At 60.0% G+C, this 6,930-nt stretch carries 8 protein-coding genes and 1 pseudogene; 3 read left to right on the top strand and 6 right to left on the bottom strand.

Annotation, left to right across the window (positions count from 1 at the left end; all coding sequences use genetic code 11):
- Positions 1-306: 306 nt before the first annotated feature.
- A pseudogene (locus AC1DXV_RS10190) lies at positions 307-621 on the top strand (H-NS histone family protein); the annotation flags it as partial.
- 168 nt (positions 622-789) lie between these two features.
- Here AC1DXV_RS10190 and AC1DXV_RS10195 read toward each other — a convergent pair.
- Entirely contained in the window at positions 790-1,191 is a 402-nt protein-coding gene (locus AC1DXV_RS10195; protein ID WP_477864297.1) for a hypothetical protein, read from the bottom strand.
- A 187-nt stretch (positions 1,192-1,378) separates the two neighbouring features.
- Between AC1DXV_RS10195 and AC1DXV_RS10200 the strand changes: the two genes are divergently transcribed.
- On the top strand, positions 1,379-1,639 hold the full coding sequence (locus AC1DXV_RS10200; protein WP_477864298.1) for a hypothetical protein: 261 nt from the start codon (positions 1,379-1,381) through the stop codon (positions 1,637-1,639).
- A 106-nt stretch (positions 1,640-1,745) separates the two neighbouring features.
- Here the strand turns inward: AC1DXV_RS10200 and AC1DXV_RS10205 are convergent, their stop codons facing one another.
- From AC1DXV_RS10205 to AC1DXV_RS10225, 5 genes are all read right to left on the bottom strand, one after another.
- The gene (locus AC1DXV_RS10205) at positions 1,746-2,648 is read right to left on the bottom strand and encodes a plasmid partitioning protein RepB C-terminal domain-containing protein (RefSeq protein ID WP_477864299.1); all 903 of its coding nucleotides are present in this window, start codon (positions 2,646-2,648) and stop codon (positions 1,746-1,748) included.
- Positions 2,645-2,986 (bottom strand): hypothetical protein, encoded by a 342-nt coding sequence (locus tag AC1DXV_RS10210; protein WP_477864300.1) that lies wholly within the window; start codon positions 2,984-2,986, stop codon positions 2,645-2,647. The genes AC1DXV_RS10205 and AC1DXV_RS10210 overlap by 4 nt, the downstream gene beginning before the upstream one ends.
- Positions 2,983-4,563 carry a recombinase family protein gene (locus tag AC1DXV_RS10215; protein WP_477864301.1) on the bottom strand — a complete coding sequence of 527 codons (1,581 nt, stop codon included), beginning with the start codon at positions 4,561-4,563 and terminating at the stop codon, positions 2,983-2,985. The genes AC1DXV_RS10210 and AC1DXV_RS10215 overlap by 4 nt, the downstream gene beginning before the upstream one ends.
- 710 nt (positions 4,564-5,273) lie before the next feature.
- Complete coding sequence (locus AC1DXV_RS10220) at positions 5,274-5,711, bottom strand: metallophosphoesterase family protein (RefSeq protein WP_477864302.1); 438 nt, start codon at positions 5,709-5,711, stop codon at positions 5,274-5,276.
- Positions 5,712-5,878: 167 nt separating this feature from the next.
- Positions 5,879-6,136 (bottom strand): antitoxin Xre/MbcA/ParS toxin-binding domain-containing protein, encoded by a 258-nt coding sequence (locus AC1DXV_RS10225; RefSeq protein ID WP_477864303.1) that lies wholly within the window; start codon positions 6,134-6,136, stop codon positions 5,879-5,881.
- Positions 6,137-6,367: 231 nt separating this feature from the next.
- Between AC1DXV_RS10225 and AC1DXV_RS10230 the strand changes: the two genes are divergently transcribed.
- Positions 6,368-6,739: a hypothetical protein gene (locus tag AC1DXV_RS10230; RefSeq protein WP_477864304.1), complete on the top strand. Its 372-nt coding sequence runs from the start codon at positions 6,368-6,370 to the stop codon at positions 6,737-6,739.
- The last annotated feature ends 191 nt before the right edge of the window (positions 6,740-6,930 follow it).

The raw sequence follows: 6,930 nt of genomic DNA on the forward strand, positions 1-6,930 counted from the left end.
CTCCAGTTCGTGCAGGCGCACAGCGGAGGTTCGACCACACCCCGACCCACTGGCGGCACAACGCGTCGAGGAGCGTCCTCGGATGCCGCGTCGCTTGACCATCGTTCGACTACCTCCGGAACGCTGCAGCGACCGCATTGAGTCGGGAAGCGGCCGGTCGATGGATCGAGGCGACCGGCCGCAACCGCTGCATAGCAGACGTTGGCCTTGGGCAGGGCGCTTGTCGACTTCACAGCGGCCCGCTGGCGCTAAGCATCAAATCGAGGCGAGAATGGCCCATTCCGATACTTCGTTGGAGACATATTCATGAAGACCTATGCGTCGCTAAAGGCTCAGATTGTCAAGTTGGAACGCGAGGCCGAGAAACTGCGGAAGGCAGAGGTGGCCGGCGTCATATCCAGAATCAAGGAAGCCATTGCCGCGTACGGATTGACGCATGATGATCTGGGCCTCTCGCGAACCATCGAGAAACGGGCAGGCGTCAAGGGTCGAGGTGAGACCAAGACCACCGTCGGAACACCCAAGTACAGGGATCCCAAGTCTGGCAAGACATGGACGGGACGAGGCAAGCCTCCGAATTGGATTGTTAGCGTGAAGAACCGCGACCGGTTCTTGATCGATGCTTCGGGATCTTCGTCGGGCGTCGAACTTTCCAACGAACCTACGAGACGCAAACGCCGTGTTTCTCGAAAGGCGTCAACGCCAGCTGCTCAGTCCGCCGCAGTACAGATTGAGGGTGGCGTCGGCTCGCAGTAGAAGTGGCGACCTGGCACGCAGCGCGTCAAGCGCTCATCCGGAGCATTTTCCTTCAGTGCCGGCCAGCTCGCCGATCTGCACAGCGCAGTCGATCTCTACGCCGAGCGCGTGATTGGCCGCAACAAGAGCTGCACGACGATGAGTGGGGTACTCGCGCCACGAGAAATCTGCGAGGTCCCACAGCTCCCTCAGGCTCAACCTGGGTTCAACCTCCAACGCCCTGTCCCAGAACTCCCGCCGCCACTGGCGTTGGTCAGCTTGGTGCGTGCTCAGGTGGTAGTTCTCAGCCCAGCCCTCAGGCGATTCACTTCGCTCTGCCCCGTAGGAGCGCGCGGCCACCTGCTGCAGTTCGACCATTGTTGCGGACGGATCGAGCTTGCTCAGCTTCGTGAAAACGCGATCAACCCAGGCAGATCTCGAGATTGGACTGGACATGCGTGCCTCCGAATACATGTGCAAACGCAGCACAGGTTGGAAATACCCGTCGAGAGATCACTCTACTGCGGATCAGCTGCAGGAGGGTGAGATTTTTGGACCGGTCCGTCCTCCTGAAAGCACTCTTGCACAGGCGCCCTCAAAGAGATTCAATCGACGCTTTCTCGGCTGTTTGCGAGGTGAGTGAATGAGCGACGAAGTGAAGCCCAGCGAGGCAGCCAGCTACCTGCAGGGTGAAGTGATCTGTGCGATGGCCATGATCGCTGCGCTCGTGAAGCTGTTGCCGGACAAGGATGCGTTCCGTCAAGAGGCAGTCGCTGAGCTGGATCTGCTTCGTGATGCCTTCACGGAGAACCCCAACGCAGGGCCCCAGCTCAAGGCTGTTGGCATGACGAGGTTGTGGCTGATCGATCTGATGCAGTCGTTTCCTGTGGACAAGCCTCACTGACCATCCCGGATGGTCTGCTTTGCTGGGCAGGCACCCTGGAAGTGCCGGGCAGGGGAGGTCAGGCGGTTCATGCCCGTGCGGCGGCCGCTCAAGCCTTGGGCGATTGTCAGGTCACCGGATCGAGCACCTCGATTTCAGCGATCAACTGGAGCTCACGCAGGTAGTCTCCTCGATTGCGGGCGAGCCAGCCGACGATCTTGGCGTTCTCCAAGAGCGCGCGGATGTAGGCCTTCACCACGACAAGTTGCAGACTGTTCGGACCGTACGTCTGTTCCAGTCTCTTTGCGTTTGACTGAACCGTCGCCATCTCTCGCTGTAGGCGCTGTCGGGCCTCCGACGGGGGGTTCAGCCTTCTACGAGCCTGGGCGCCGTCCGTCAGCAATTCAGCCGGCGTCGCATGCAACATCACCAACGAGAACTTCACCGAGTAGTTTCGTAGATCGATCATCGCCTGCGCCACATCGATCTGCCAAGACGGTTTCATATGCTGAAGCGCCTGAAATAGCCCCCTGGTGGCCGGCTTGTCCGCCAGAAGTTGGACGGCTTCGATACAGATCCCATCTAGCATCCGAAGTCTGTCTCGGATGGATTCGACTGAAATGCCGAGTGCCTGAGACAGGATCACCCTCGAAGCGCCTCCCTCCGCAGCTCGAATGATCAGTCGATGCTCTTGGACAGCCGAGAGCCTGTTGACTTGGCGGTTGTAGCTAAGGCCCTCGCAGTCCGTCAGGACCCGGCACAGCGCCCTGGTGAGATTGACCTCGGTCAGCGCCGCCTTGCGCAGCAATCCGTCGAGAACCGAGTAGCCTGCACCTTCGTCCTGCGATCTGGGAACAACGACCAATGGGTCCAGCAGCCCAACCGAACGAATCGACTCGCGTATCTGTCGGTACTTTGCACTGCTGAGAACCGACTGAGGCAGCGACTTGTTGCTATGGAGCTGATCGAGCTCGAGTTCCAAGTAGGTGGGGTTGGTGGCCAGTTTGGCAGACGTATCGGACGCGGTCATTGAACCATCTCCACATCGGATACACCCTCGACGAGGTAGCGCGGCGCAGTGCCCTTCCCCTCGTTCCTCAAGAGCGAGACGAACTCTGGATCCGCGAACAGTTCCTTGAAGATCTTCCGAGACGCTTTCAACGCAGCTTGCGCACGGTCTGCCTTTCGCTGAAGTGAGCGATGCTCTCGCGTTTGCTGCTGGTACATCTCGACCAGTTCCTGGTCAGATGGATGGTGGCCACCGAGCGTGCCTGGTTCCAGAGCGCGGTGAGTCATCTGCTTGCCGCATAGGCTACCGGCCTGGCTCGCCGAAGGTTCAACCCTCGGAGCCCTCTCGATCGCTTTCATTGGGGTTGCTCCGACAGAGGCGCTTGTGCCGTGAGCGCGTACAGGGGGGCCAATGTCTTCGTGCGGTACACATCCAGGGCACGGCCGTTGCTGTCCATTCGCGGCAGTCTTGACGCAGGCATGTCCATCGAAGGAAGCAGGTAGTAGTCCTGCACAGCAGCGTTGTCGAAGTCCATCCGGACGATGACCACGATATCGGTGGGCACTGAGGGCATATGGACACGCCACCGGTAGTAGCCACGCGCGTTGCCTCGGTTCGGCGCCACGACGATCTGCACGGTCAGCTCGCCGTTGACAGTCAGCCGCCTGCCCCCTGAGTCGAGAGTGCAAGAACTGCCGCTTGCGAGAAAACCAGCCACCACGTCAGCCACGATCAGTTGGCTCTGCTCCCGGAGCGAGCGATTGACCTGTTCGAAGCCGCGGTTCTGCTTCAGGTCGTAGCCGACCAGCCCGTAGAGCTTGGTCAGGCTTCCAAAGATCCGGAGATATGAGGAGACGGACGGGACGTCTTTGCTGCTCGCAAGAATGTCCGCGGATAGTTGACCGTGCTGAACAAGCAGTTGCGCTGCGCCGCGCAGCATGTCATTCCTGTCGAGCGGCTTCGCCGCTTCCCGAATCATCTGCTGGGCCCGCAGGAAGCGGGGCATGGGGATGATCGACGCGTAGGCGCCCTCCTTGCGAATCCACAAGTCCCGGGTGTTCTCCCTCACCGGAGCTTTGAGCTTGCCCGACTTGCGGTTGTAGATGGCGGTGCCTGCGTAACGCTCGTTCGTCAGAACAGCGTGGACGGCTTCCATCCGCCAGGGGTGACCGCCAACCCAGGGAATCCCGCGAGCGTTCAGGAGTTCGGCAATCTCCGATCGTGTACGGCGCTTGTCGATGAACAGCTGGAAGACGAGTCGAACGGCCGCGACTTCGGCTGCCGGGCCAGGCGCAAGTGAGACACGGTGCGACTGAATGCCCTTGCGCTCCCCCAATGCGAGAGTGCCTCTCACTCGGCCAGTCTCATCGACGACGATACGGCGAAGCCCAAAGCACGCCACGCCGCCTTGCGCGTAACCCTGCTTGGCGATGTTGCAGGCGCCTGCAAACACTCGAACTGATAGCTCCCGGCTGAATTCTGCCGCCATGCTGCGTTTGAGCCCGATGAGCACCGAGGATGAGATCGATCCGTCGTTCGCGAACTGCTCGGCGCAGTAGATGACGCGGATGCCTCGGCGCTTGCATGTCAGTTCGCAGGCCGCCGCTTCGTCCGGGTCCTGAAATCTTCCCCATCGACTGACGTCGTAGACCAAGACGGCCTGGAATGGAACGAGAGGCTGCCCGACATCCAGCAGCAAGCGCTGCATCGCCGTGCGGCCCTTCAGTTCGAGGCCGCTCTTTCCAAGGTCCGCGTACGTGCGAACCACTCGCATGCTGTTTCGCAACGCGTACTCGGAGATCACACGGGACTGGTTCTCACGGGAGTACCGCTGATGTTCCGTGGACATGCGCACGTACTGCGCAACGGGGATCAGATCATGATCACTATTGCTCACTGCAGTTGGCGTGACGCCGCGTTGATCGAGCCCTGCCATGTCCAATCCCGGCACAATAGAAACTCAGAGCTTGAATCGTGAAATTGCTGCGTGACAGAGCGATGACGTGCGTGCTTTTCCAGCAGCGGACAACCCCATCATCGAGTTGACGCGTTCCAGCCGGCCGGCCCAGTACGCGCCGCGGAGGTGGTACGGCAGTGGCTTGGACTTTCCAGCCGTGTAGTTCCCGCGCGAAGGTTGGAAGGCACTGTGCACGGATGACTTCTCGCCGAGACCTCGCGCTCACCCGACGGCGGTGAGATGCGGCACCCGTACTTCGCGAGTGCAGGTGAAGACGGCGCGGGTGCACGCATGTGACATGCGTTGGGCGCTAGAGAGCACTTGACGCAGGCAGTTCTCATGGCTCCATAGCGTGCCCCCCAAAAGAGGGACGTTTGTTATTCCATTGACCGCTTGACGCCTCGCAGCCAGACCGATACCGTTGGTCACCAACGCCGGCATTGCCAATGAAGTGATGGCAGCCAAACCGAAAATGCGCACGATCGATGCGAGCGGCTGGCCGGCAGGCTAACGGGAGGAATTCATGATCCATTCAAGTGACTTGACCGCGGCGAAGCGTGCTGCTTCTATCTCGCCTGGCTACGCACTGATTGCGTGTGCCGCGACGCGACCTCGGATTGCGATCTCTCCACCGACCTAGGCCTGCGGCTCGCGCCCGCGGACACCACTTCAGGCGACGACCGTGGGGTTCAAGCACTCCTGCCCGTCGGGTGCAGTGTTTTGCTTCGAATAGTTCCTAGATCCTCGCGCGAATAGTGGCTTGATCGTCCGCCATTCTTCCCACCGACTTTGGGATACCAAACGTCGCCTCTGAACACTCCGGCGAGTCCAGCCAGGCGCACGCCGCTTCTCAGGGTGACGACGCGGCCGTGAACGTTATGTGGATCTGTGTGCTGGTTCCACACTCGGCTCGCGACCGCCTGGCTGTCGGCATCGTGGTTGCCCGCAATGAAGTACCACTCCACGCCAGCTCGATCCAGTGGGGCCATCTCCAGTTCGAGAGGGCGCTCAGGCTCCATGTCACCGAGAAGAATGACGCTCTGAGCACTGGTGTCGTGAGCAGCCGCCACCATCTGCCGAAACTTGGAGTGGGGGTCTCCGCAAAACAGGATTGGCGCCGGCTTCATTCGTCACCTCCGGTAGGACTGAAGGACGACTGAGGCACCAGTGGCTCGGTGGACGTGGTTCTGGCTGGCGAGAGAGATGGGCTGAGGGTGAGCATGATGTGACCGTGCTGCGACGACGCTGAGGCCGTCGCCTGGCGGCGGTGGCATGTATGTCCGGTGAAACGGACTCAGGCGCAGTCGTACGCTATGCGGCCGAGGTGCTCGGCAAGCATGTCGACGCCACCCGGCTCCTCAGCGATGTCGATGGGACATCCGCCGAGRCCTACCGCCGGCCGGATCAACCAGTGAGCGAGCCAAGCTTCTGAGTCCGGGCCGATGTGCTCCAGTGCCACTACCTGCAAGCGCTCGTACGCCTGCGAGTGCGAGAAGCGCTCCAGGCGATCAAGCAGCGCTCGGTCAGCAGCGATGACAGCGGCGATGGACATGCGATAGAAATAACACGGAATGGCATTCTCACCAAGATGTTTTGGTGGCGATGGTTTCCGAGATATCTCATACACGAGCGGACTTGGTCAATGGGGCGTAACCTGTGCGTGTAGTGCCATGTGAGCACCGAAACCAAATGCGGTTTGCAAGAGAGATTTGATATCCGTTCTGACGCGCCGCCCCTTTTGCTTTCTGTATGATTTGCCCTGCCTAAATCAATAGGAGACCGTATGGCAAAGTCCCTCGAGCAACTGAGAAGAGAAGCAGAGAAGCTTCAAAGGCAGATTACCTTCCTGGAACAATCAGAGAACAAGATCGTTGAGTACGTCGCTCAAATGCGGCGGGCAATCAAAGAGGCCGGATTCGATGTTGCCGATATCATCAAGCATCTGCAGGAAAAGAAGGTTCGTGCGCCTCGCGGCACAGCCGAGAAGAAGACTCCGGAAAGCCAAGACAGCAGTGGCGCTAAGCCGGAGGCTGGCGTCACCTACAAGCACTCCTCATGGCCCGAGCCTTGGACTTCCTCCGGTAAACGCGCGCCCAAGTACGTGATTGCAACGATCAAGTCTGGGAAGACTTGGAAGCAACTGGTCCAGCGATAAGTCCTGCAACAGGGCGAGATGCGATCTCTCTCGGACGCAAGTGAACGGCCTAGGGAACCGCTGATTTATTCGGGCAGATCTCGATGGCCGAACGAGGCGTGGACAGCGAGGATGGTTGCATGAAACAGACGAGCTTTGCGAGCCTGGAGTACGCGGGCAAGAAGCGCCAGACGAGGCGCGAGAAGTTCCTG

The organism is Rhizobacter sp. P3_C12 (genome assembly GCF_056402735.1).

Excerpts from the sequence above, each read along its gene's own strand:
- AC1DXV_RS10220 (WP_477864302.1), bottom strand. The coding sequence starts at position 5,711 with ATGAAGCCGGCGCCAATCCTGTTTTGCGGAGACCCCCACTCCAAGTTT.
- AC1DXV_RS10215 (WP_477864301.1), bottom strand. The coding sequence starts at position 4,563 with ATGGCAGGGCTCGATCAACGCGGCGTCACGCCAACTGCAGTGAGCAAT.
- AC1DXV_RS10210 (WP_477864300.1), bottom strand. The coding sequence starts at position 2,986 with ATGAAAGCGATCGAGAGGGCTCCGAGGGTTGAACCTTCGGCGAGCCAG.
- AC1DXV_RS10195 (WP_477864297.1), bottom strand. The coding sequence starts at position 1,191 with ATGTCCAGTCCAATCTCGAGATCTGCCTGGGTTGATCGCGTTTTCACG.
- AC1DXV_RS10200 (WP_477864298.1), top strand. The coding sequence starts at position 1,379 with ATGAGCGACGAAGTGAAGCCCAGCGAGGCAGCCAGCTACCTGCAGGGT.
- AC1DXV_RS10205 (WP_477864299.1), bottom strand. The coding sequence starts at position 2,648 with ATGACCGCGTCCGATACGTCTGCCAAACTGGCCACCAACCCCACCTAC.
- AC1DXV_RS10230 (WP_477864304.1), top strand. The coding sequence starts at position 6,368 with ATGGCAAAGTCCCTCGAGCAACTGAGAAGAGAAGCAGAGAAGCTTCAA.